General features: G+C 66.0%; 25 protein-coding genes and 2 pseudogenes. 18 read left to right on the forward strand and 9 right to left on the reverse strand.

The features are described from left to right. The first annotated feature begins 65 nt into the window (after window positions 1-65). From CSW63_RS16945 to CSW63_RS16960, 4 genes are read left to right on the forward strand one after another with little or no spacing between them, the layout of a single operon-like run. Window positions 66-1562 carry an MFS transporter gene (locus CSW63_RS16945; RefSeq protein ID WP_062093492.1) on the forward strand — a complete coding sequence of 499 codons (1497 nt, stop codon included), beginning with the start codon at window positions 66-68 and terminating at the stop codon, window positions 1560-1562. 54 nt (window positions 1563-1616) lie between these two features. After that, entirely contained in the window at window positions 1617-2927 is a 1311-nt protein-coding gene (purB, locus tag CSW63_RS16950; protein WP_010920345.1) for an adenylosuccinate lyase, read from the forward strand. A gap of 2 nt (window positions 2928-2929) precedes the next feature. After that, complete coding sequence (locus CSW63_RS16955; protein WP_062093491.1) at window positions 2930-3673, forward strand: 2OG-Fe(II) oxygenase family protein; 744 nt, start codon at window positions 2930-2932, stop codon at window positions 3671-3673. Further along, window positions 3660-4154, forward strand: a complete 495-nt coding sequence (locus CSW63_RS16960) for a DNA-deoxyinosine glycosylase (protein WP_062093490.1) — start codon at window positions 3660-3662, stop codon at window positions 4152-4154. The genes CSW63_RS16955 and CSW63_RS16960 overlap by 14 nt, the downstream gene beginning before the upstream one ends. Window positions 4155-4220: 66 nt before the next feature. Here the strand turns inward: CSW63_RS16960 and CSW63_RS16965 are convergent, their stop codons facing one another. After that, window positions 4221-4535 carry a DUF1476 domain-containing protein gene (locus tag CSW63_RS16965; RefSeq protein ID WP_062093489.1) on the reverse strand — a complete coding sequence of 105 codons (315 nt, stop codon included), beginning with the start codon at window positions 4533-4535 and terminating at the stop codon, window positions 4221-4223. 390 nt (window positions 4536-4925) lie between these two features. Here CSW63_RS16965 and purC point away from each other — a divergent pair, with 390 nt between their 5' ends. Beyond that, on the forward strand, window positions 4926-5684 hold the full coding sequence (gene purC, locus CSW63_RS16970) for a phosphoribosylaminoimidazolesuccinocarboxamide synthase (protein WP_062093488.1): 759 nt from the start codon (window positions 4926-4928) through the stop codon (window positions 5682-5684). Window positions 5685-5849: 165 nt separating this feature from the next. Then, entirely contained in the window at window positions 5850-6089 is a 240-nt protein-coding gene (gene purS, locus CSW63_RS16975; protein ID WP_062093525.1) for a phosphoribosylformylglycinamidine synthase subunit PurS, read from the forward strand. A gap of 14 nt (window positions 6090-6103) precedes the next feature. Here purS and CSW63_RS16980 read toward each other — a convergent pair whose 3' ends face one another. Continuing rightward, on the reverse strand, window positions 6104-6751 hold the full coding sequence (locus tag CSW63_RS16980) for a TetR/AcrR family transcriptional regulator (RefSeq protein WP_082749297.1): 648 nt from the start codon (window positions 6749-6751) through the stop codon (window positions 6104-6106). Window positions 6752-6836: 85 nt separating this feature from the next. Between CSW63_RS16980 and CSW63_RS16985 the strand changes: the two genes are divergently transcribed. The 4 genes from CSW63_RS16985 to CSW63_RS17000 all read left to right on the forward strand — a co-directional run bounded on the left by CSW63_RS16985 (window position 6837) and on the right by CSW63_RS17000 (window position 11090). Then, a complete protein-coding gene (locus CSW63_RS16985; protein WP_062093487.1) occupies window positions 6837-8111 on the forward strand; it encodes a cytochrome P450 in 1275 nt (424 codons plus the stop codon). Between the two features lie 9 nt (window positions 8112-8120). Next, window positions 8121-8300 (forward strand): rubredoxin, encoded by a 180-nt coding sequence (locus CSW63_RS16990; RefSeq protein WP_062093486.1) that lies wholly within the window; start codon window positions 8121-8123, stop codon window positions 8298-8300. Between the two features lie 60 nt (window positions 8301-8360). Then, window positions 8361-9023 (forward strand): phosphoribosylformylglycinamidine synthase subunit PurQ, encoded by a 663-nt coding sequence (gene purQ / locus CSW63_RS16995; protein WP_062093485.1) that lies wholly within the window; start codon window positions 8361-8363, stop codon window positions 9021-9023. Window positions 9024-9134: 111 nt separating this feature from the next. After that, entirely contained in the window at window positions 9135-11090 is a 1956-nt protein-coding gene (locus tag CSW63_RS17000) for a CocE/NonD family hydrolase (RefSeq protein WP_062093484.1), read from the forward strand. Window positions 11091-11147: 57 nt separating this feature from the next. Here CSW63_RS17000 and CSW63_RS23440 read toward each other — a convergent pair whose 3' ends face one another. Further along, on the reverse strand, window positions 11148-11312 hold the full coding sequence (locus CSW63_RS23440; protein ID WP_168193680.1) for a hypothetical protein: 165 nt from the start codon (window positions 11310-11312) through the stop codon (window positions 11148-11150). 372 nt (window positions 11313-11684) lie between these two features. Here CSW63_RS23440 and CSW63_RS17005 point away from each other — a divergent pair. Together CSW63_RS17005 and purL are read left to right on the forward strand one after the other, a co-directional pair. Beyond that, window positions 11685-11924: pseudogene (locus CSW63_RS17005) on the forward strand (hypothetical protein); the annotation flags it as partial. A gap of 92 nt (window positions 11925-12016) precedes the next feature. Next, window positions 12017-14224, forward strand: coding sequence for a phosphoribosylformylglycinamidine synthase subunit PurL (gene purL, locus CSW63_RS17010; RefSeq protein WP_062093481.1), 2208 nt, complete (start codon window positions 12017-12019; stop codon window positions 14222-14224). A 28-nt stretch (window positions 14225-14252) separates the two neighbouring features. On the opposite strand, the gene CSW63_RS17015 is transcribed toward purL, so the two are convergent. Together CSW63_RS17015 and CSW63_RS17020 are read right to left on the reverse strand one after the other, a co-directional pair. Beyond that, window positions 14253-16067 (reverse strand): ATP-binding protein, encoded by a 1815-nt coding sequence (locus CSW63_RS17015; RefSeq protein ID WP_082749292.1) that lies wholly within the window; start codon window positions 16065-16067, stop codon window positions 14253-14255. A gap of 122 nt (window positions 16068-16189) precedes the next feature. Beyond that, window positions 16190-17119, reverse strand: a complete 930-nt coding sequence (locus tag CSW63_RS17020) for a M20/M25/M40 family metallo-hydrolase (RefSeq protein ID WP_062093480.1) — start codon at window positions 17117-17119, stop codon at window positions 16190-16192. A gap of 159 nt (window positions 17120-17278) precedes the next feature. Between CSW63_RS17020 and CSW63_RS17025 the strand changes: the two genes are divergently transcribed. The 4 genes from CSW63_RS17025 to CSW63_RS17040 are packed head-to-tail and all read left to right on the forward strand — an operon-like array spanning window position 17279 to window position 19247. Continuing rightward, complete coding sequence (locus CSW63_RS17025; RefSeq protein WP_062093479.1) at window positions 17279-17515, forward strand: BolA/IbaG family iron-sulfur metabolism protein; 237 nt, start codon at window positions 17279-17281, stop codon at window positions 17513-17515. A 14-nt stretch (window positions 17516-17529) separates the two neighbouring features. After that, window positions 17530-18420 carry a hypothetical protein gene (locus CSW63_RS17030; RefSeq protein ID WP_062093478.1) on the forward strand — a complete coding sequence of 297 codons (891 nt, stop codon included), beginning with the start codon at window positions 17530-17532 and terminating at the stop codon, window positions 18418-18420. Between the two features lie 49 nt (window positions 18421-18469). Next, on the forward strand, window positions 18470-18811 hold the full coding sequence (gene grxD / locus CSW63_RS17035) for a Grx4 family monothiol glutaredoxin (protein WP_062093477.1): 342 nt from the start codon (window positions 18470-18472) through the stop codon (window positions 18809-18811). A 16-nt stretch (window positions 18812-18827) separates the two neighbouring features. Further along, window positions 18828-19247 (forward strand): thioesterase family protein, encoded by a 420-nt coding sequence (locus tag CSW63_RS17040; RefSeq protein WP_062093476.1) that lies wholly within the window; start codon window positions 18828-18830, stop codon window positions 19245-19247. Between the two features lie 12 nt (window positions 19248-19259). Here CSW63_RS17040 and CSW63_RS17045 read toward each other — a convergent pair whose 3' ends face one another. After that, window positions 19260-19634: a hypothetical protein gene (locus CSW63_RS17045; RefSeq protein WP_062093475.1), complete on the reverse strand. Its 375-nt coding sequence runs from the start codon at window positions 19632-19634 to the stop codon at window positions 19260-19262. Window positions 19635-19823: 189 nt separating this feature from the next. Here CSW63_RS17045 and CSW63_RS24015 point away from each other — a divergent pair. Together CSW63_RS24015 and CSW63_RS17050 are read left to right on the forward strand one after the other, a co-directional pair. Further along, window positions 19824-20003, forward strand: a pseudogene (locus CSW63_RS24015) (serine hydrolase); the annotation flags it as partial. A gap of 83 nt (window positions 20004-20086) precedes the next feature. Then, complete coding sequence (locus CSW63_RS17050; RefSeq protein WP_255357731.1) at window positions 20087-20848, forward strand: serine hydrolase; 762 nt, start codon at window positions 20087-20089, stop codon at window positions 20846-20848. A gap of 4 nt (window positions 20849-20852) precedes the next feature. Here the strand turns inward: CSW63_RS17050 and htpX are convergent, their stop codons facing one another. The 3 genes from htpX to rpsD all read right to left on the reverse strand — a co-directional run bounded on the left by htpX (window position 20853) and on the right by rpsD (window position 23018). Then, window positions 20853-21809 (reverse strand): zinc metalloprotease HtpX, encoded by a 957-nt coding sequence (gene htpX, locus CSW63_RS17055; protein ID WP_062093474.1) that lies wholly within the window; start codon window positions 21807-21809, stop codon window positions 20853-20855. A 9-nt stretch (window positions 21810-21818) separates the two neighbouring features. Beyond that, window positions 21819-22136, reverse strand: coding sequence for a zf-TFIIB domain-containing protein (locus CSW63_RS17060; RefSeq protein WP_062093473.1), 318 nt, complete (start codon window positions 22134-22136; stop codon window positions 21819-21821). Between the two features lie 264 nt (window positions 22137-22400). Continuing rightward, a complete protein-coding gene (gene rpsD, locus CSW63_RS17065) occupies window positions 22401-23018 on the reverse strand; it encodes a 30S ribosomal protein S4 (RefSeq protein WP_010920368.1) in 618 nt (205 codons plus the stop codon). Window positions 23019-23036 lie beyond the last annotated feature (18 nt).

Below are 23036 nucleotides of genomic sequence, written 5' to 3' on the forward strand. Positions count from 1 at the left end.
TTGCCTTCCGCTCGGTCACAGTCCCTCAAACAATTAGAACAAATGTTTGAAGGGAGAGAGTCAGTATGGCCGACGCGCGTGCGTCCGGCGGCGACCGGCCGCTTTACTCGAACGGCTACAAGGCCGCGGTGCTGGGGCTGCTGCTAGCCACCTACACCTTCAACTTCATCGACCGGACGATCATCGCGACCATCGGCCAGGCCATCAAGGTCGACCTGAAGCTGACCGACACCCAGCTGGGCCTGCTGGGCGGCCTCTACTTCGCCCTGCTCTACACGATCCTGGGCATTCCGATCGCCCGCCTGGCCGAGCGCTTCAACCGCGTGACGATCATCTCGGTGTCGCTGGTGATCTGGTCGGGCTTCACCGCGCTGTGCGGCGCGGCCGTCAACTTCACCCAACTGGCCCTGTTTCGCTTCGGCGTCGGGGTCGGCGAAGCCGGCTGCTCACCGCCCAGCCACTCGCTGATCAGCGACTATTACGAGCCCAAGAAACGGGCCACGGCGCTGTCGATCTATTCGTTCGGCATTCCGCTGGGCACCATGTTCGGCGCGGTGGCCGGGGGCTGGCTGGCGCAGGAGTTCAGCTGGCGCGTGGCCTTCGTCATCGTCGGCCTGCCGGGCATCCTGCTGGCCCTGATCGTCAAGCTGGTGGTGAAGGAGCCGCCGCGCGGCCATTCCGAGATCGTCGAGCGCCCGCTCGAGGCCGAGGACGTGGTAGTCGAACCCGCCAAGCCGGCGTTCTCGATGGCCAACGAGTTCAAGGAGCTGTGGGCCGTCACCAAGATCCTGTTCGGTAAGTGGCCGGTGCTGCACATGGTGCTGGGCGTGACCATCGCCTCGTTCGGCTCCTACGGTTCGGGCGCCTTCGTGCCGTCGTACTTTGTTCGCGCCTTTGACCTGGGCCTCGCGCAGGTGGGCCTGATCACCGGCCTGATCGGCGGCTTCTCGGCCGGCGTGGGCACCCTGGTCGGCGGCTTCTTGAGCGACTGGGCCGGGAAGAAGAGCGCCAAGTGGTACGCCCTGACCCCCGCCATCGGCCTGATCCTCTGCACCCCGATCTATATCGCGGCCTATCTGCAGACCGACTGGCAGACGACCGCCCTGATCCTGCTCGTTCCCGGCATCTTTCACTATGTCTATCTCGCGCCGACCTTCGGCGTGGTGCAGAACTCGGTGGAGCCACGCCGCCGGGCGACGGCGACGGCGCTGCTGTTCTTCTTCCTGAACCTGATCGCCCTGGGCGGCGGGCCGGTGTTCACCGGCTGGCTGATCGATCATCTGGCGCAGTTCCACTTCAACCATCCGGGCGGCGGCGTGATCGCCAGCGTGCTGGGCTCGTTCGGCGGCGAGGCGGGTCAGAACTTCGCCAGCGCCTGCCCGGGCGGCATCGCGCCCAAGGGCGCGTCGGCTGAACTGGCGGCCCAGTGCAAGACCACCCTGTCGGTGGCCAGCCAGCAGGGCATCATCGTCTCGTTGTGCTTTTACGCCTGGGCCGGCGTTCACTACGCCCTCGCCGCGATCGGCATGGTCAAGCACTTCGAGGACCGCAAGGCGGCGTAAGTAATAAGCCTCTTCCCTTGACTCGCGGGGCGGTCGGGCCGAAACGGCCGCCCCATGATCAGCCGCTACGCCCGCCCCGAAGCCGCCGCCATCTGGTCCAGCCAGACCAAGTACAAGATCTGGTTCGAGATCGAGGCCCACGCCGCCGACGCCATGGCCGAGCTGGGAGTCATCCCCAAGCTCGCCGCCGAGACGATCTGGGAAAAGGGTCGCGACGCGGTCTGGGACAGCGACCGCATCGACGAGATCGAGCGCGTCACCAAGCATGACGTCATCGCCTTCCTGACCCACGTGTCGGAAATCGTCGGCCCGGAAGCCCGCTTCCTGCACCAGGGCATGACCAGCTCTGACGTGCTGGACACGTGCTTCGCCGTGCAACTGTCGCGCGCCACCGACCTGCTGCTGGAAGACGTCGACCTGGTGCTGGCCGCGCTGAAGCGTCGGGCCCTCGAGCACAAGATGACCGTTTGCGTTGGCCGCAGCCACGGCATCCACGCCGAGCCGATCACCTTCGGCCTGAAGCTGGCCGGCTACTACGCCGAGTTCCAGCGCGCCAAGGAGCGCCTGGCGATGGCCAAGTTCGAGATCGCCACCTGCGCGATCTCGGGCGCCGTCGGCACCTTCGCCAATGTCGATCCGCGCGTCGAACAGCACGTGGCCGACAAGATGGGCCTGGCGGTCGAGCCGGTCTCGACCCAGGTGATTCCGCGTGACCGCCACGCGGCCTATTTCGCGGCCCTGGGCGTCGTCGCCTCGTCTGTCGAGCGCCTGGCCACCGAGATCCGCCACCTGCAGCGCACCGAGGTCCTCGAAGCCGAGGAGCCCTTCGATCCGGGCCAGAAGGGTTCGTCGGCCATGCCGCACAAGCGCAACCCGATCCTGACCGAGAACCTGACGGGCCTCGCCCGTCTGGTCCGTTCGGCCGTCGTGCCGGCGATGGAGAACGTCGCCCTCTGGCACGAGCGCGACATCAGCCACTCGTCGGTCGAGCGCGGCATCGGCCCCGACGCCACGATCCACCTCGACTTCGCCCTGCGCCGCCTGGCGGGCGTCATCGAACGCTTCAACATCTATCCCGACAACATGGCCAAGAACCTGGACAAGCTGGGGGGTCTCGTCTTCTCGCAGCGCGTCATGCTGGCCCTGACCCACAAGGACGTGAGCCGGGAGGACGCCTATGCGGCCGTCCAGGGCAACGCGATGAAGGTCTGGCGCGGCGAAGGCCGGTTCCTCGACTTCCTGAAGGCCGACCCGGTGGTGTCCAAGGCCCTGACCGAGACCGAACTCGAGGAGCTGTTCGACCTTGGCTACCACACCAAGAACGTCGACGTGATCTTCCAGCGCGTCTTCGGAGAGCAGGGCTGAGCATGAGCGAACCGCCGGTCCTGCGCCTGAATCCCGCGCTGGATCCGGCGGCGTTCGGCGACGCCTACGCTCGCGACGGCGTCGTCCGCATCCCCGAGGTGTTCGAGCCTGCGGTCGTCGAGCGTCTGGCCGGCATCCTCGAACAGACGATCGACTGGGACATCATCTGCTCCAACGAGCACGGCGGCGCCGAGGTGCTCAGCCGGACACGTCGGGCCGATCTGGGCGACCAGGCCGTGGCCGGCCGCCTGCACGCGGCCACCCTGCGGGCGCGCAGCGGTTTTGCGTATGTCTATCTCGGCTATCCGATGATCGACGCCTTCGTAGCGGGGCGAGACCCCGGCCACCCGATCCACGCCTTGACCGCCTTCCTGAACAGCCAGGGTTTTGTCGAGTTCGTCGCCGCCGTCACCGGCGAAGCCGGCGTCACCAAGATCGACGGCCAGGCCACCTGTTATCGTCCCGGCGACTTTCTCACACAGCATGACGACACCGGCGTCGGCGAACGCCTGGCCGCCTACACCCTGGGCCTGACACGTCAGTGGCGGCCAGACTGGGGCGGCCAACTGCTGTTTCACGACGAGCACGGCGACGTCACGCGCGGCTTCGCGCCGGCCTTCAACGTGCTGACCCTGTTCAAGGTGCCGCAGCAGCACTCGGTCGCCCCGGTGGCGCCCTATGCCGGCGCCCTGCGCCTGACCGTCACCGGCTGGCTGCGCAACGACCCGCCGAATGGACGCGGCTAAACGAGGCTTTCCACCGGTCGTCGACGCCCGCACCCGGGTGCTGATTCTGGGCAGCCTGCCCGGTGACGCCTCGCTGGCGGCGGGACAGTATTACGGCCATCCTCGCAACGCCTTCTGGCGCCTGATGGAGCGCGTCCTCGACGCGCCGCTCGCCACGCTGAGCTATGAGGCGCGGCTGAGCGCCCTGCTCGCGCACGGCGTCGGGCTCTGGGACGTGATCGGCGAAGCCCATCGGCAAGGCAGCCTGGACGCCGCCATCCGCGACCCGGCCGCCAACGACCTTGTCGCCCTGATCGACACCCTCCCGGCGCTGCGGCTGGTGGCCTTCAACGGCGGCGCGGCGGCCAAACTGGGGGGCCGGCTGGTCGGAGACCGGGTCGCCACACTGCCGCTTCCCTCGTCCAGCCCTGCCCACGCGGCGCGGTCCTTCGCGGACAAGGCGGCCGTCTGGCGGCGGATGCGCGAGTCGCTGACGGCCTGAGGCCAATAAAAAAGGCCGCCCCGAAGAGCGGCCCTTTCGCATGATCGTTCGCTTACGAAGAGGCGATTACTCGCCCTTGATCTGCTCGCGGGCCTGAGCCAGCAACTCGGCCATCTTCATGCGGACTTCGCCCTCGGAAATCGAGACGCCCGAGCCCTTCAGGTCCTCGAAGACCTTGCGGAACACGTCTTCGTCGCCCGGCTGTTCGAAGTCGGACTTCACCACGGCGCGCGCATATTCCTCGACCGTCGCCAGACCCATCAGGCCCGCGGCCCATTCGCCCAGCAGGCGGTTACGGCGCGCGGCCGCCTTGAATTCCAGTTCCTGGTCGTGCGCGAACTTACGTTCGAAACCCTGTTCGCGTTCGTCGAAGGTGGTCATGGAAACCCCAAAGTCGTCCGGAGCCCGAAACACCCAGATTGATCCATCTGGCCGCTACAGGCGCCAATTCAAAAACATTTAGAGCATGATGATCGCCGAAACGGGCGTTCGCTTTCGCCAATCATGCGCCTACGCGGGCTGCATATATCGTGGCGCTCGCCGCCGCAATCGGCGGATAAGCCGCAGGCGACGTTTCATGAGAGGCGTCTGCGGCGCGCCGCGCCCCAGGTTTGCGAACCCGCGCTCATTCGGGTAGGTTTGAGCCGACTTTTTAGTGAGCGGCCTTGAGTCGAACGCCGCGCGCAGCTATCCGCCGCGCGCGCTTTTCGTTTTCCGGGAGGATCCCGGCCCAGGCGGCGCGCGATTCCGGAAAGGGCCTCGACGAGAGCCATGACGACCCGTCGCAAGAAGATCTACGAAGGCAAGGCCAAGATCCTTTACGAGGGCCCCGAGCCTGGCACGCTGATCCAGTACTTCAAGGACGACGCGACCGCGTTCAACGCGCAGAAGAAGGCCATTCTGGAAGGCAAGGGCGTCATCAACAACCGCATCAGCGAGTACATCATGACTCGCCTGAACGGCATCGGCGTGCAGAACCACTTCATTCGCCGCCTGAACCTGCGCGAGCAGTTGATCAAGGAAGTCGAGATTGTCCCGCTCGAGGTGGTGGTGCGCAACATCGCCGCCGGGTCGATCGCCACGCGCCTGGGCCTGACCGAGGGCCAGCCGCTGCCGCGCTCGATCATCGAATTCTACTACAAGGACGACAAGCTCGGCGATCCGATGGTCACCGAGGAGCACATCACCGCGTTCAACTGGGCCGCCACCCAGGAGATCGACGACATGATGGCCATGGCCCTGCGGGTGAACGACTATCTGTCGGGCCTGTTCGCCGGCGTCGGCATCACCCTGGTGGACTTCAAGGTCGAGTTCGGCCGCATCTACGAGGGCGACTTCAGCCGCGTCATCCTGGCCGACGAGATCAGCCCCGACAGCTGCCGCCTGTGGGACACCGTGACGAACGAGAAGCTGGACAAGGACCGCTTCCGCCGCGACCTCGGCAATGTCATCGAAAGTTATACCGAGGTGGCCCGCCGCCTCGGGATCATGAAGGAAATGCCGACCGTCATTCAGGGCGGCGTCCACTGAAAAACCCTTCTCCCATAGGGAGAAGGCGGGGCCCGCGCTTCCCTGAAGCGTGGGAGGATGAGGGGTTTAACCCCGTCCGGACAGCCCCATAACCCCTCACCCTCCCATGCTGCGCATGGGCCCCTCCCTCTCCCTTTTGGGAGAGGGTCGCGAAAAGGTTAGATGATGAAAGCCACCGTCCACGTGTTCCTGAAGCCCGGCGTGCTCGACGTTCAGGGCAAGGCTGTCGAAAACGCCCTGCACGGCCTGGGCTGGCCGTCGGTCAAGGACGCCCGCGTCGGCCGCGTCATCGAGTTCGACCTCGACGCCAGCGACGCCGAGGCCGCCAAGGCCGAGGTCAAGACCATGTGCGAGAAGCTGCTCGCCAACACGGTCATCGAAAGCTACCGCATCGACGTGGCCTGAGGGCGGCCTTCCGCTCAGATGTAGAGCGGGATAAGGGGAGCCTTGCCAAAGCTGCTTCTGAGCGTCGACAGGCTGGTCCGCCGAATTGGCTCAAGGTCCATCGCGGGATCAATGAGCAGCTGGGTTGAAACCCCCAGCAGCAGCGAGCCCACCATCAGCGCGGCCGCGTCGGCGTCGAGGTCCTCGCGGATGACGCCCTCGGCCTGGCCGCGCAGCACCATAGCCTCCAGACGCTCCTCCGCCGCCTTGTGCGCGGCGGCGAACGGCGCGCGCACGTCGGACATGTCGCCCACCGCGCCCGCCATCATCACGAAATAGGCGCGTAGCTCCCGGTCCGCCGACAGGGTCAACAGAAACGCGTCCACAAAGCCCAGCACCGCCTCCAGACCATTCATATGGTCCAGTCTGCGGTCGTCCATCTGCGCTTCCAGACGCGCTTGCAGACGCACGATCAGCGCCTCGATCAGTCCCTGCTTGGATCCGAACCGCTGGCTGGCCAAACCCCGGCTGTATCCCGCCCGCGCGCCGATGTTCTCGAAGGTCGCGGCGGCCACGCCCTGCTCGGCGATCAGTTCGGCAGCGGCGCGTAGCAGCTCGGCTTCCGACTGCTGGCGGCGGTCGGACTGGGTGCGGCGCTCAGGGACCTTAAGGGATGACGTCATCTTGCCGAACTTAGTTATTTGTTGGACAACAAGCAAATAATTGAGATGGCCAAAGAGCCATCCTCGGGAGAACCAGGAGGCCTGCATGACGATCCCCGCCGATATCGCCAAGGACATTGTCGATCCGACCGCCTACGCCGACGGCGACCGCGTCGATCAGGCCTTCGCCTGGCTGCGCAAGGAGGCTCCGCTGGACATCGCCCAGCCCGAGGGCTTCGATCCGTTCTGGGTCGTCACGCGCCACGCCGACATCCTCGAGGTCGAGCGCCAGAACGAACTGTTCCACAACGGCGACCGCGCCACGGTGCTGACCACGATCAAGGCCGACCGCAAGGTGCGCGAGATGATGGGCGGATCCCCTCACCTAGTCCGCTCGTTGGTGCAGATGGATAACCCGGACCATTTCGCCTACCGCAAGATCACTCAAGGCTCGCTGCTGCCGCAGAACCTGCGGGCGCTGGAGGCCCGGATCCGCGAGATCGCCCGCGGCTTCGTCGACCGCATGGCCGAGCATGGCGACCGCTGCGACTTCGCCCGCGACGTGGCGTTCCTTTATCCGCTGCACGTCATCATGGAGGTGCTGGGCGTCCCGGAGAGCGACGAGCCCCGGATGCTGAAACTGACCCAGGAGCTGTTTGGCAACGCCGATCCAGACCTCAACCGTACCGGCAAGTCGGTGACCGACGCCGGTGAGGGCGTCGACAGCATCCAGTCCGTCGTCATGGACTTCATGATGTATTTCAATGCGATGACCGAGGATCGCCGGGCCAATCCGCGCAACGACCTCGCCACCCTGATCGCCAACGGCAAGATCAACGGCGAGCCGATGGGTCACCTGGAGGCCATGAGCTACTACATCATCGCCGCGACGGCCGGGCACGACACCACGTCGTCGACCACCGCCGGCGCGCTTTGGGCGCTGGCCGAGAACCCCGACCAGTTCGCCAAGGTGAAGGCCGACCCGTCGCTGATCGCAGGCCTGATCGAAGAGTCGATCCGCTGGGTCACGCCGGTGAAACACTTCATGCGCACCGCCACCGCCGACGCCGAACTGGCGGGCCGGAAGATCGCCAAGGGCGACTGGCTGTTCCTGTCCTACCCGTCCGGCAACCGCGACGAGACGGTGTTCGACGACCCGTTCAGCTTCAAGGTCGACCGCACGCCCAACAAGCACGTCGCTTTCGGCTACGGCGCTCACATCTGCCTCGGCCAGCACCTGGCGCGGATGGAGATGCGGGTGCTTTGGGAGGAGCTCTTCGCCCGCCTCGACCATGTCGAGCTGGACGGCGCGCCCACCCGCATGGTCGCCAACTTCGTCTGCGGGCCCAAGTCTGTCCCGATCCGATTCAAGATGCACTGAGGCGGAGCGATGAGCGCGGAACCCTTCAAGGTCTGGCAGTGCCGCACCTGCGGCTACATCTATGACGAGGAGCAAGGCGATCCCGCCGAGGGCCTTGCGCCCGGCACGCGCTGGGCCGCCATCCCCGGCGATTGGATCTGCCCCGCCTGCGGCACGCCTAAGTCGGATTTCGACATGATCGAGCTGTAGGCGCCTTTAAGCCGTTCGCCCCACTGACATTCCGCCCGAACGGTGCTACAGGCCCGCGCCATGAAAGCCGCCGTCGTTGTTTTTCCGGGTTCGAACTGCGATCGTGACTGCAAGGTCGCCATCGAGCGCTCCGCTGGGGCGCGCGTCGAAATGGTCTGGCACCAGGAGACGGCGCTGCCGGACGACCTGGACCTGATCGTCCTGCCCGGCGGCTTCTCGTACGGCGACTACCTGCGCTGCGGCGCCATGGCCGCGCAGAGCCCGGTGATGAAGGAAGTGGTCGCCGCCGCGAACAAGGGCGTGGCGGTCGTCGGCATCTGCAACGGCTTCCAGGTGCTGACCGAGGTTGGCCTGCTGCCCGGCGCCCTGCTGCGCAACGCCGGCCTGAAATACGTCTGCAAGCCCGTCGAGCTGGACATCGTCAACGGCCAGACCCGCTTCACGGCCGGCTACGGCGAGCAGCGCCAGGCGGTGATGACCGTCGGCAACGGCGAGGGCAACTACTTCGCCGACGAAGAGACGCTGGACCGGCTCGAAGGCGAAGGCCAGGTGGTGTTCCGCTACAAGGAAAACCCCAACGGCTCGGCCCGGGATATCGCCGGCATTATCAACGACAAGGGCAACGTCCTGGGCCTGATGCCCCACCCTGACCGCGCGTTCGACGCCGACCTGGGTTCGGAGGACGGCGCGGTGCTGTTCCGCAGCATCTTTCAGAGCGCCTGAGCGCTAGCGCGCGCGTCCTCTATGACAAAAAGTGGGCTCCGGGGCGCTGTTATACTGTAGCAGCCTGTAGATCCGAGGCCTAAGCTCCCCCTCCTCTGCAGGAGGGCCCCCATGAGTCTCATCACCACCTTGCGCGGGGGGCTGCTGGCCGCCGCCGCGCTCTGCGCCTTCGGCGCTGTCGCCCACGCCCAGGTCGCGACCCAAGTCACGCCGATGACTCCGGACATCGACGGCAAGTTCGTCCAGACCAAGGTCAACTACGACTACGACAAGCGCGTGGTGATGATCCCGATGCGCGACGGGACCAAGCTCTACACCGTCATCGTAGTTCCCAAGGGCGGCAAGAGCCTGCCCATCCTGCTGACCCGCACGCCCTACAACGCCGCCGCCCGCGCCGCCCGCGCCGACAGTTCGCGGATGGTGGCCGCCATGCCGCAGGGCGACGAGCCCTTCGTCGCCGACGGCGGCTATATCCGCGTCTTCCAGGACATCCGGGGCAAGTACGGCTCGGAGGGCGACTACGTCATGACGCGCCCCCTCAAAGGCCCGCTCAACAGCTCTGAAGTAGACCATTCGACCGACGCCTACGACACCATCGACTGGCTGGTGAAGAACGTGCCCGAGACCAACGGCAAGGTCGGGATGCTGGGCAGCTCGTACGAGGGCTTCACCGTGGTGATGGCTCTGGTCAATCCGCACCCCGCGCTGAAGGCTGCGGCGCCGATGAGCCCGATGGTCGACGGCTGGATGGGCGACGACTGGTTCCAGTACGGCGCGTTCCGCCAGATCAATTTCGACTATTTCAGCGGCCAGACGGCGGTGCGCGGCTCGGGCGGCGGCGTCCAGCGCCAGGGCTATGACGACTATTCCAACTTCCTGCGCGAAGGCTCGGCCGGCGACTACGCCAAGAACCACGGCCTGGATAAGCTTCCCTGGGTGCAGAAGCTTTTCGCCCACCCGGCCTATGACAGCTTCTGGAGCGAGCAGGCTCTGGACAAGACCATGGAAAAGACACCGCTCAAGGTGCCGACCATGTGGATCCAGGGCCTCTGGGACCAGGAGGACATCTGGGGCGCGGTTCACAGCTATCCGGCGCTGGAGTCGAAGGACACCAACAACGACAAGAACTATCTGGTGCTGGGCCCCTGGCGGCACAGCCAGGTCAATTACGACGGCTACAACCTCGGTCCGTTCAAATGGGACGGCGACACCGCCCTGCAGTTCCGCCGCGATGTCCTCAAACCCTTCTTCGATCAGCACCTGAAGGACGGCCCGAAGGCCGACACGCCGCCCGTGCTGATCTACGACCCTGGCCAGAACAAATGGAACCGCTACGCCAGCTGGCCCCAGGGGGGCGCCGACGGTGCGGGTCCCGGCAAGGTCAGCAAGAACCTCTATCTCGGCGCCAACGGCGGGCTCGGGTTCAGCGCTCCGGCCGGCGGCAAGGGCGCGGCCGCCTATGACGAGTACGTCTCCGATCCGGCCAAGCCCGTGCCCTACATTCCTCGGCCGCTACAGTTCGCGGATCGCAGCCGCTGGACGCCGTGGCTGGTGACCGACCAGCGCTCTGTCGACGGGCGCCCTGACGTGCTCACCTATGTCAGCGAGCCGTTGACGGAGCCGCTCAAGATCGCCGGCGTGCCGAAGGTGAACCTGTTCGCCTCGACCAGCGGCACGGACAGCGACTGGGTGGTCAAGCTGATCGACGTCTATCCCGATGAAGTTCCCAGCCAGCCCGAATTGGGCGGCTACGAGCTGGCGGTCGGCATGAGCATCTTCCGCGGCCGCTATCGCGAGAGCTTCAGCGAGCCCAAGGCCCTCAAGCCGAACACGCCGCTGAAGTATCAATTCATCCTGCCGACCGCGAACTACACCTTCAAACCGGGCCACCGGATCATGGTGCAGGTGCAGTCCAGCTGGTTCCCGCTCTACGACCGCAATCCACAGACCTTCGTGCCGAACATCTTCCTGGCCAAGCCCGGGGATTATGTGAAGGCGACACAGCGCGTGTTCCATGCCGGCGACACGGCCAGCTTCATCGAACTGCCCGTGGTGGACGCGAACTAGAACGAAAAAGGGCCGGCGGTCGAACCGCCGGCCCTTCTTACGCCGAGAGAGGAGCCGTCAGCGTTCGCCGCGTTGGGCTTCGTCCTGCTGGTTGTCCTGCCCGCCTGGATTGCGGCCCTGCTCGGTCTTTTGCTGACCGCCCTTCTGCTGTTGTTGCTGACCGGGCGTCTGGCGCTGCGGATCGTTCTGCTGTTGCTGAGGATTGCGGTTCTCTTCGGCCATCAGGCTTCTCCGTTGCGTGCCGCGCGCTTGAAGCGCACGAAAGACGAACGGCCTCGCGTGGACAGCGTTCCTCCGGCCAAGCTGCCTTAGTGCGGCTAAGCTTCCGTTTTTTCGAGATTTTTCACCCTCAGGCCTCGCTCGCAGCAGGATCATGGGCGCGCCCGGTAGCGAAGCCTGCCCAGCGGAATGGATCGCCTTGCTAAAGGCCTGGCGCGCGAAGATCTTCGCCTAAGGCGGGAGGGTTAAGGTTAAGCCGCACCGCTTGGGCGAGACGCCTGGAACATTTCGCCCCGATGCGCAACAGCTTGACCGTGAGCAAGAAACTGGGGGGCTGCGGCGGGAGCCTTCTCGACGCGCAGAGTTAACGAGACCATGTCCGATCCCGAGTTTCGGTTTCCCGAGACCTATGTCAGCGGCGTTCCCGTCTGGTCGCGACGCCGCAAGCGTTCCGGCCCGCATCCGCTGATCAGCACGCTGGTCGTGCTCCTGGCCCTGTTCGGTGCGGTGATGATCGGCGTCTCTCTGCGTATGGGCTCGGTCGAGAAGGGCGGCGCCGTCGTCGACGGCTGGATCGCCATGGCCAAGGCCCAGTGGGATGAGGCCGCCGGCCAGACCAAGGAAAGCCAGGCCTCTCCGAAGCGATAGGCCGGTAATCACCTGACGCCTGTGGCGGAATCTGATCGACCGGGTTAGAAGGCGCGCCCATGAGCACGCCCCAAAAGCCCATGGCCGAGATGGCCGCCGAGTTCGGCCTGAAACCCGCCGAATATGACGTTGTCCTCAAGCGCCTGGGCCGTGAGCCCAACCTGGTGGAGCTGGGCGTCTTCTCGGTGATGTGGTCCGAGCACTGCTCGTACAAGTCCTCGAAGAACCAGTTGAAGAAGTTCCCGATCGACGGGCCGCGCGTGATCTGCGGCCCGGGCGAAAACGCCGGCGTCATCGACATCGGCGACGGCGACGCGATCATCTTCAAGATGGAAAGCCACAACCACCCCTCGTACATCGAGCCCTATCAGGGCGCGGCGACGGGCGTGGGCGGCATCATGCGCGACGTCTTCACGATGGGCGCGCGGCCGATCGCGCTCTTGAACGCCCTGCGCTTCGGCGATCCCAGCCATCCGAAGACCAAGCGTCTCGTCGACGGCGTGGTCGCCGGCATCGCCGGCTACGGCAACTGCGTGGGCGTACCCACGGTCGCGGGCGAGACCAACTTCCACAAGGGCTACAACGGCAACATCCTGGTCAACGCCATGTGCGTGGGCCTGGCCAAGGCTGACAGCATCTTCTATTCGGCCGCCCCGGGTCCTGGTCTGGCGGTCGTCTATTTCGGCTCCAAGACCGGCCGCGACGGCATCCACGGCGCGACCATGTCCTCGGCCGAGTTCTCCGAGGACTCCGAGGAGAAGCGCCCCACCGTCCAGGTCGGCGACCCCTTCGCCGAGAAGCTCCTGATCGAGGCCACCCTTGAGCTGATGGCCACGGGCGCGGTCGCCGCCATCCAGGACATGGGCGCGGCGGGCCTCACCTCCTCGTCGGTCGAGATGGCCGGCAAGGGCGGCGTCGGCATCGAGCTGAACATGGACATGGTCCCGCAGCGCGAAGAGGGCATGTCGGCCTATGAGATGATGCTGTCGGAAAGTCAGGAGCGCATGCTGGCGGTCCTGAAGCCCGGCCGCGAGAAGGATGGTCACGCCATCTTCGAAAAATGGGGCCTGGACGCCGCCGTCATCGGCTACACCACCGATACCGGCCGCCTGGTGCTCAAGCATCATGGCGAGACGGTCTGCGACGTGCCGCTGGCCCCGCTGTTCGACGACGCGCCGCTGTACGACCGCCCGTGGGTGCAACCGGCGCTGCAGCCGCGCCTCGACCCGGCCGCCATCCCGGCCCCGATCGATTGGAACGAAGCGGTTCTGAAGATCATCGGCTGCCCGGACATGGCCTCCAAGCGCTGGCTGTGGGAGCAGTACGACCGCCACGTCATGGCCGATACGCTGGAAGACAGCGCCACCGGCTGCGACGCCGGCATCGTCCGCATCCACGACACCGGCAAGGCCATCGCGGTCACCAGCGACTGCACCCCGCGCTACGTCCAAGCCGACCCCTACGAGGGCGGCAAGCAGGCCGTGGCCGAAGCCTGGCGCAACCTGACGGCCGCCGGCGCCCTGCCGATCGCCATCACCGACAACCTGAACTTCGGCAGCCCCGAAAAGCCCGAGACCATGGGCCAGATCGTCCGCGCCACCGACGGCATGGCCGAGGCCTGCCGCGCGCTGGACTTCCCGGTCGTGTCGGGGAACGTGTCGCTCTACAACGAGACCAACGGCGTCGCCATTCCGCCGACCCCGACCGTCGGCGCCGTGGGCCTGCTCGAGGACTACGATCTACGCACCGGCTTCGGCAATGTGGCAGAGGGCGATACGCTGGTGCTGATCGGCGCCACGCGAGGCGAGCTCGGCGCCTCAATCTACCTGCGCGAAATCCTGGGTCGCGAGGACGGCGCCCCGCCGCCGGTCGACCTGGCTCTGGAGCGCAAGAACGGCGACTTCGTGCGCGGCCTGATCAGCTCGGGTCTGGTCGCCGGCGTCCACGACCTTTCCGACGGCGGCCTGCTGGTCGCTGCGGCCGACGTGGCCCTGGCCAGCAAGGTCGGGATTACCCTGAACGCCACCAGCCAAGCGCACGCCCACGCCTATCTGCTAGGCGAAGACCAGGCCCGCTACCTGATCGCCACGCCCGACCCGGACGCGGTGCTGGAAGCGGCCAAAGACGTTGGCGTGCACGCCAACATCGCCGGTGTCGCCGGCGGTGAGGCGTTCGCGTCGGACGGCCTGTTCAGCGTCTCGCTGGAAGTCCTCCGCACGGCGCACGAGGCCTGGCTGCCGGGCTACATGAACGCGCCGAAGGCGTAAGCATCGATTGGGGAGCACGCGGCGGCTCTTAAGCCGCGTGCGACCGCCCCGACCACCGCGCCACCGCCTCCAGCAGCTTCGTCGGGCTGATCGGCTTGCCCAGGTGGTCGTCCATGCCAGCGGCCAGGCAGCTGGCGACCTGTTCGGGCAGGACATTGGCCGTCATGGCGATGATCGGGGTGGAGACGCCGCGCGCGCCTTCCAGGGCCCGGATCTCGCGGGTTGCGGTCAGGCCGTCCATGACGGGCATCTGCACGTCCATCAGCACCAGGTCGTACTGCCCCTGGCGCATCGCCTCAACGCCGGCCACGCCGTCATTAGCGGTCTCGACGGCGACGCCGAAGGGCTCCAGCATCGCGCAGATCAGCTCGCGATTGACGACGTTGTCCTCGACGAGCAGCAACCGCACATCGGCGTCGGCGTTGAGGGGCGAGGTGTCCTGGGCCTCCTGGGTCGGCAGCTCGGCGAGTGGTCCGCGCACCTCGAACCAGAAGGTCGACCCCTCCCCTTCGACGCTATCGACGCCGATGCGGCCATCCATCCGCTCGATGATCCGCCGCGAGATCGCCAAGCCGAGGCCCGTCCCGCCGAAACGACGCGAGACGGCCGCGTCGGCCTGCGAGAAGCGGTCGAAGATGCTCTCGCGGTGTTCCGGCGCGATCCCAATGCCAGTATCGGTCACCTCGGCCCCTAGAACCGCTTCACCCCCTTCGACCGTTTGAACGAGGGCCACGGTGATGGCGCCGTTGGCGGTGAACTTCACCGCATTGGACAGGAAATTCAGCAGCACCTGGCTGAGCCTTGGCCCATCCAGGTTCATCGGCCGAAGATCGCGCGGAACCCTCACATCGACGGTCAGCCCCTTGGCCTCGGCGCGCTCGGTCACCAGGGCGGCGCAGGATGAGGCCATGGCGGCCGGGTCAAACGGCGCTGGGTCCAGCTCCAGGCCGCCGGCCTCCAGGCGCGAGAAGTCCAGCACATCATTGACGACGCTCAGCAGGGTGTTGCTGGCCTCGAGGATGTGGCCGACCTGCCGGGTGGCGGTCTTGTCGAGGTTGCGCGAGCGGCGCAGCACTTCGGCGAAGCCGATGATTGCGGTCAGCGGCGTACGCAGCTCGTGGGTCATGTTGGCCAGGAAGTCCGACTTGGCCGCCGAGGCCGCTTCGGCCATTTCCAGAGCCTTGGCGATATCCAGCTCCAGGCGCTTTCGCTCGGTGATGTCGCGCGAGGTGACCAGCAGGATTCCCGATCCGTCGCCAAGCAGGGAGTAGGTGCTTTCCAGCCAGATCACCGAGCCGTCCTTTCGGATGCTTTCGTAGTCGGTGCTGACGGGCGCGGCACCGGGAGTAAGGCCGCGAATGATGCCCTGCACGCGCTTGAAATCGGCGTCGCTGACCATGGCTTGCGGCGGCAACGCCATGAATTCTTCCAGCGTGTAGCCGCTGATGCGCGCGATGCTCGGCGAACTGTAGAGTCTTTCGCCCTTGGGGGACCACAGGGCGACGTGGTCAGTCAGGTTGTCGCCTAAAAGCCGGTAGAGCCGGTCAATCTCACGATACTTGGCGAGAGCCGCCTCGGCCTCTTCGATCGCCTTTTGCTTGGCCTCGACATTGGCCCGGAGGTCGGCATGCATGGCGTCAAGGCGCGCGCGTTGGCTGGCCAGCCAGTAGGCCAGCGGCGCGGCGATCATCAGCGAGAGAACCAGGGTGGTGACGGGCACGTAGGCCTGGGGATCGTTCAGCAGCAGGATATTGACGATGAAATCCAGCGCCATGGCGACGCCCACGATCAGGCACGCCGCAGGCGCGGCGCGAACAAGTCGGACTCTGATGGCCGGCGAGATGATCGTCAGGCTCCTGAGAACGTCTCACGCTAGAAGACGATACTCAGATTAAGGACAGGTGACGCCTTAAACCAGACCGGCGACAATCAGCCGCGCCAGGACGCCCCGCCCAAAGGCCTGCTTCAGGGACGGGCCGGCGGAGCCAGGCTATCCAGTCCGCGCTCCAACGCCAGGCTGGCCTGGACCACGGTGGCGATCGAGCGCTTGAAGAAGTCCTGAGGGATCGTCGCGAAGTCGTCGGCCGGCTTGTGATACTCGGCGTGATCCTCGACCCCGAAATAGACCCACGGCACGCCCTTCTCCGCGAAGGCGTAGTGGTCGGACTGGTTGGTCCAGTTGTTGTGCGCGCCGTCGGCGTTGGTGTCGTGGCCCAGCTTGAGCGACACCGGAGCCGTCGCCGCGACGCTCTCTAGGATGGGGCGCAGCGCGGGATTGGGCGAGGCGCCCGCCGCGTAGAGCTCATTCTTGGCGTTCTTGCTGAGCATATCGAAGTTGATGTTCAGCGCGATCGCCTCCAACGGAACAGGCGGCGCGGCGACAAAGGCCCTCGCGCCGCGCAGGCCGCTTTCTTCGGCGTCGACCACCGCCAGGATCACGTCGTGCGTCGGAGGATTGGCCTTGAAGGCTTCGGCCACCGCCAGCAGACCCGCAACGCCCGAGGCGTTGTCGTCGGCGCCGTTGTAGGTCTCGCCGTTGCGGAGCCCCAGGTGGTCGTAGTGAGCCGTGACGACCATCGCCTTGCCCGCCTTGCTGCCCTTGATCAGCGCCACGAGATTGACGCCGCGCACCGTCGAACCGTCGCGCCGGGTGAAGTCGAAACCTTGCTCGAAAGACTGCCCCGCCGGCGAGAGGCCGATCTCAGCAAACCGCGACAGGATGTAGGCCCGCGCCTTCTCCGATCCGGGCGAACCGACGCCCCGTCCCTGCATGTCGTCGGCGGACAGGATACGGACATCCTCGAGCGCCTTGTCGCCCGGGGCCGCCCAGGCGGGCGAGGCCAAGGCCATGACGGCGGCGACAAGCAGACTCAGCGGGCGGCGGGAAAGGGTCATGGCGGTTACATGCCCCGCACCACACAGGATGTTCAATTAGTTCTCGGCCCATACGACAAGTGCGCTTATGACAAGCGCTGTCAGGTCGCGACGGCGTGTATGGCCGTTCTTAAGGAATCTCGGCCACATAGGCCGCTCAAGGATCGGAGTGTCGTTCCCGTGCCCATGTCCCACGCCGAACTGGAAGCCCGCCTGACCGCGGCCTTTCCGGACGCCGAGATCGTGCTGACCGACCTCGTCGGCGACAACGATCACTGGAAAGCGCGAATCACCTCGTCGGCCTTCAAGGGCCTGCCGCGCGTGCGCCAGCACCAACTGGTCAACAAGGCCTTGGCCGACGTGCTGGGCGGAACCCTACACGCCTTGGCCCTCGAAACCGCCGCGCCCGCCGAGTAAGGAGCCGCCGCCCCTTGCGCTATCGCCCCTTCGGAGCCACGGGAATCGCGGTGTCGGCGCTGACCCTGCGCCTGGCCGACAGCTCGCGGCTGCGGGCGAGCGACTGGCGCGCGCTGGTGTTCACGGCGCTGGAAAACGGCATCAACAGCTTCCAGATCGACGGCGACGCTCCCGAAATGCTGCAAGGCGTAGGCGAGGCGTTCGCATCCGTCGAGCGCAGGCTGCTGTTCCTGACGTGGCGCGTGCGTCAGGACTCCAACCAGCTTGGCCAGCAGACCCTGGATGGCTTGCGCCGCTGGGCCTACGAAGGCCTTGGGCTGGATTATCTCGATCTGCTCCTGATCAACGATCCGCAGGCGTCGTCGCTGCCGATGAACTTCGAGGCCGGCCTCCAGGCCCTGTGGAGCGCGCGGGCCCTGGGCGGACTAGGCATCGCCAGCCGGGGCGATATCCATCCAGGCTTGCTGGCCAACGGGCTGGTGACCGCCGTGTCGTCGCCCTACAACCTGTCTTCGGGTTGGGCGGAGCGCCATCGCATCCGCCTAGCCTCGCAGAACAACTTCGCGGTGATCGGCGAGGATTTCTGGCCGCAGGCCTTGCGCGAACTCGCCGACCAGGCGCCGCGCCGCCCCTCGTTCTGGCAACGGCGCACCGACCCGCTGGCCGACGTGGGCGGCTATGAGTTCCTGAGCAAGACCCCGGGCTGGAGCGGCGAGGACATCTGCCTGGGCTACGCCCTGACCGAACCGTCTCTGGCCACCGTGCGGATCACCGCCGACACCCGCCAGGAGGTCGAGCGTCTCGCCGAGGTCGTCGAGCGCGATCTGCCCACCGGCGTCTGCGCTCAGATCGAGATGGCCCGCTTCTCGGCTCAGGAACGCGAGAAGGCGGCCCGTCGCCCTTGACCCCGGCGCGCGCGGCGCCTAGCTGACAGGCTTCGCCTAGGAACTCGCCATGACCGACGCCGCCGCCTCCCCCGCCCTGGACTTCATCGCCAAGACCGTCGCCGACCATCCGGTGGTGGTGTTCATGAAGGGCGTGCCGGACCAGCCCCGCTGCGGCTTCTCGTCGGTGGTCGTGCAGATTCTGGATCACCTGGGCGTCGAGTTCGTCGGCGTCGACGTGCTGCAGGATGACGATCTGCGCCAAGGCATCAAGACCTTCACCGACTGGCCGACCATCCCGCAGCTCTATGTAAAGGGCGAGTTCGTCGGCGGCAGCGACATCGTCCGTGAGATGTTCCAGTCGGGCGAGCTGAAGACTTTCCTGACCGAACAGGGCGTCATCGCCGCCTAAAGCCGGCCGCCTCGGCATGAGCCGCCTGTTCGTCCCGCCGTCGGACGCCTACACCCTGACCTTCACGCCCAAGGCGTCGGACATCGACGCCAACGGCCACGTCAACAACGTGGTTTATCTGGGCTGGGCGCAGGACTTGGCCATCACCCATTGGGACGCCTGGACCTCGCCCGAGGAACGCGCGCCCTGGAGCTGGGTCGCCCGTCGCCACGAGGTCGACTATCGTCGCGAACTGCTGCCCGGCGAGATCGCCACCGGCTACACCTGGGTTGGCGAACTGAAGGGCCCGCGCTTCGAGCGCTACGTCCGCATCGACGGTCCGGACGGCGAGATGTGCGCCCAGGCGCGCACCGACTGGGTGCTGATCGACATCGCCGCCAAGCGCCCGGCGCGCGTGCTGCCCTGGATGATCGAGCGCTTCACGCCGAAGGGCTGAGGCGCGCCGGCGTCAGGACTTGGACGCGATAGGGTTGGCGATGATGATCCGATCTCGCCGCGATAGACCCAGTTCCGCGTAGCTGAACTTAAGGGCGACCTCCCCCTTTGGACCTTTGCACGTCTCAAGTCGCCGACGCGCAAAGGCGACCACCGCGCGGCTCCGATCGCGGTCCACTCGGAACACGAAATCGGCCTTGCTGGCGCAGCCTTGCGACCGCACGCGCACCGTCAGGGCGTCACGACCTGGCGTGACCGAGATCAAGGGCTCCAGCTCGGGATAACGATCATCTCCCGCCAAGGTCAGCGCCGGCGTGGTCGCGCACCCGGCCAGCGCCATCGCCGCCCCGGCCAGCAAAACACCTCTGCGCGAAGCGACGCTGCTCATCACCCTCTGTACGAACCACCGTGTTGCGCCCAAGATCGCTCACCGCTGGCTTCATGGCCAGCCTTCGAGGGACGACAAGCCGTGCGCCAGGCTTTGGGCTTTTTCGCCGCCTTGGCGACCGCTGCAATGGTCGCTCCAGCTGCCGCCGCCCCGAAACAGCCTGTGCTGGACAAGGAAATCGAACGGCTGATGACGGCGGAGAAGATCCCCGGCGTCGCCGTGGCTGTCGTCGAGAAAGGCAAGGTCACCCACGTTGTCACCAAGGGCGTCCGCAACGCCGCCGGCGACCCGCTGACGCCAGACACCATCATGTACGCCGCCTCGATCACCAAGGCGGCGTTCAGCTACTACGTGCTTATGCTGGCCGATGACGGCAAGGTCGACCTTGATAGATCGGTCGCCGAGATCCTGCCCAAGCCCCTGCCCGCCTATCCCAGATACGCCGACCTGGCGTGGACGAGCGCTGGAAGACGATCACGCTGCGGCGCCTGCTCACCCACAGTTCCGGCCTCGCCGACCAGCGGTTCTATGACCCGGAAAACCGGTTTCGTTTCAATCTCGAGCCGGGGACTCGGTACGCCTACTCGAACGAGGGGATCAATCTGGCCCAGTTCATCATCGAAGAGGGTCTGGGTCTCAAGGTCGGCGACGAGATGAACCGCCGCCTGTTCCAGCCGCTGGGCATGACGAACTCGAGCATGATCTGGAGGGAGGACTTCAAGCAGAACCTCGCCGACGGTCAGCAAGCCGACGGCCGGTGGGAGGCCCACGACGATCGCTCCAGCGTGAAGGCGGCTGGATCGCTGGACACCACGATCACCGACCTGGGCAAGCTGGCGGCGGCCATGGTCTCAGGATGGGGATTGTCGGCCAAGACCCGCGCGGAACTGGACAAGGGCAGCTTTCCGATCGTCAGCCGCAGCCAGTTTCCGCCGTTTCTGATCCGCGATAATCCCGACAACGCCAGGATCGGGCTGCAAGCCGGGATCGGGGTGGTGGTGTTCGACGGGCCGAGAGGCCGCGCCTTCTACAAGGGCGGCCACAACGACATCACCGACAACCACATGACCTGTGTAACCAAAGAAAAGCGCTGCGTCGTCGTTCTGACCAATAGCGGCGTCGGTCAGCGGATCATCCCTGCGGTTGTCAAGGCGGCGCTGGGCGACATCGGTTCGCCTTGGGATTGGGAGTACGGCGCCGCGCCGAAACCCTGAGGCCTTAGCCCCAGGGACCAGCGTCATGCGACCCGCCGCTCAGCGGAACGCTGGAGGGCGCCGCTGAAACCGCCGTCGGTCGACGCGCGCCGCGCTCCACACCCAGGCGCATCAGGGCCTCGACGCGATTATGGGTCGCCGGGTGGGTCGAGAACAGGTTGTCGGCGCCCTTCCCGGCCAGCGGGTTGATGATGAACATGTGGGCGGTGGCCGGATTGCGTTCGGCCTGGACGTTCTCGTAGCCGCCGCGAGCATAGGCCTCGATCTTCTCCAGCGCGCGGGCCAGAGACTCGGAGTCGCCGGCGATCTGCGCGCCGATCCGGTCGGCCTCGTATTCGCGGGCGCGGCTGATGGCCATCTGGACCAGCATGGCCGCGATCGGGGCCAGGATGGCGATCAGGATCGCGCCGACCAGCCCGCCCAGACCACCGCCATTGCCCTCTTCGTCGCGTGAGCCACCGAAGAAGAAGGCGAAGTTGGCCAGGGCCGAGATCGCGCCGGCGATGGTCGCCGTCACGGTCATCACCAGGGTGTCGCGGTTCTTCACGTGCGCCAGCTCATGGGCCATGACGCCGCGGATCTCTTCGCGGGTCAGAAGCTGCAAGAGGCCGGTGCTGGCGGCCACGGCGGCGTGGTCAGGATCACGGCCGGTGGCGAAGGCGTTGGGCTGGGCGCTGTCGATGACCGTGATGCGGGGACGCGGCAGGCCGGCCGAGCGGGCCATCTCGACGGTGTCGATCACATAGTTGCGGATCAGCGGCTCGGGATGGGTCTCGTCGACCTCGACCGCGCCATAGGTCCGCAACACGATCTTGTCGGCGTTCCAGTACGAAAACGCGTTCATGGCCAGGGCGAAGACCAGCGCGATCATCATGCCGGTCGCGCCGCCGATCAGGAAGCCGGCGCCCATGAACAGGGCCGTCAGGCCCGCCAGCAGCATGTAGGTCTTGAAGTGGTTCATCGTCTTTCGTCAGTCGAAGATGTCGAACAGGTCGAAGCGCTTTTTCTTGTGATGGCCATAGGAGCCGTGGCGACGGTAGTCGTCATCGTCGTGACGCTTGCCGCTGTGGCCGTGGTGGCCGTGATCGTGATGATGATCGGGACGGCTGTAGGGTTTGGGCTGACCGTAGATCGCCTGGGTCTCGTCGCGCTCCATGGCCATCAGCTTCTCAAGCTCGCCCCGGTCCAGCCAGACGCCCCGGCAGCGCGGGCACATGTCGAACTCGACGCTGGCGCGTTGCACGGCCTGCATCGAGGCGTCGCAGTTGGGGCACATCAGAAGCGGCATACGGAACCTCCGGTCCAAAAAGGATGCTCGGGTGTTCTCGACGACAGGCGGCGCCTTTTGGGGAGGGGGGCTAGGCAGCCGGACCCAGACATCGAGAACACCCGATGCGGTCCGACATCACGAGCACTTGCATTGCTCGCCAGAGGGGCCCGGTCCCGCTGAACCGCAATTAGGGTCCCTCGCGACGCGGTTCAAGACCTTTGCGCAACAAAAAAGACCCCGGATTGCTCCGGGGCCTTTTCCGTATCTGTTCGGATCCGACGCTTACGAAGCGTAGAATTCGACGACGAGGTTCGGTTCCATCTTCACCGGATACGGAACTTCCGACAGTTCCGGAGCGCGGACGAAGGTGGCCGACAGGCTCTTGGCGTCGACCGAGACGTACTCGGCGAAGTCACGCTCGTTCGAGGCGACGGCTTCGAGGACCAGAGCCATGTTGCGCGACTTTTCGCGGACCTGGATCACGTCGCCGGCCTTGCAGCGGTACGACGGGATGTTCACGCGCTTGCCGTTCACGGTCACGTGGCCGTGGTTCACGAACTGGCGGGCGGCGAACACGGTCGGCACGAACTTGGCGCGATAGACGATGGCGTCCAGGCGCGACTCGAGCAGGGCGATCAGGTTCTCCGAGGTGTTGCCCTTGCGACGGGCGGCTTCCTCGTAGGTGCGCGAGAATTGCTTCTCGGTCAGGTTACCGTAGTAGCCCTTCAGCTTTTGCTTGGCGCGCAGCTGCAGACCGAAGTCCGAAACCTTGCTCTTACGACGCTGGCCGTGTTGGCCCGGGCCGTACGAACGCGAGTTGACCGGGGACTTCGGACGGCCCCACAGGTTTTCACCCATGCGGCGGTCGATCTTGTACTTGGCGCTATGGCGCTTCGACATAGTCAGTCTTTCAAAACG

The organism is Caulobacter sp. FWC26 (assembly GCF_002742645.2).
GTDB lineage: Bacteria > Pseudomonadota > Alphaproteobacteria > Caulobacterales > Caulobacteraceae > Caulobacter.